Annotated in this window: 1 protein-coding gene; it reads left to right on the top strand. The window is 61.7% G+C overall.

Translation table 11 applies throughout. The annotated features are described in order from the left end of the window. Positions 1–520, top strand: a 520-nt coding sequence (locus QMX98_RS34855) for an Ig-like domain-containing protein (protein WP_282412095.1), incomplete at both ends; no start/stop codon positions are given.

Here is a 520-nt window from a genome sequence, read left to right as displayed (position 1 = left end):
CGACCTTTACCCCGAGCGCCAGCATCAACGATACGACCAACCTGGTCACCCTGAACAACACCGGCATCGCGGATCTGGCGGGCAACGCCGGCAGCGGCACTACCGATTCCAACAACTACGCCATCGACACGGTGCGTCCGACGGCCACGATTGTGCTGGCCGATACCACCCTGACCGCGGGCGAAACCTCGCTGGTGACCATCACCTTCTCCGAGGCCGTCAGTGGTTTCACCAACGCTGACCTGACGATTGCCAATGGCACGTTGACGGCTGTGAGCAGCAGCGACGGTGGCATCACCTGGACCGCGACCTTCACGCCCACCGTCGGCGTGAATGACCTGACCAACGTCATCACCCTGGCCAATACCGGCGTGGCCGACCTTGCCGGCAACACCGGCAGCGGCACCACCGATTCCAACAACTACGCCATCGATACATTGCGTCCAACAGCAACCATCGTGGTGGCGGACACCGCATTGAGAATCGGTGAGACCTCGCTGGTGACCATCACTTTCTCCGA

The sequence above is a fragment of the Pseudomonas sp. PS02303 genome (genome assembly GCF_029959925.1).
Lineage (GTDB): Bacteria > Pseudomonadota > Gammaproteobacteria > Pseudomonadales > Pseudomonadaceae > Aquipseudomonas > Aquipseudomonas mandelii.
The sequence above is the reverse complement of the archived record's forward strand: the minus strand, read 5'-3'. Positions and strand labels throughout refer to the sequence as shown.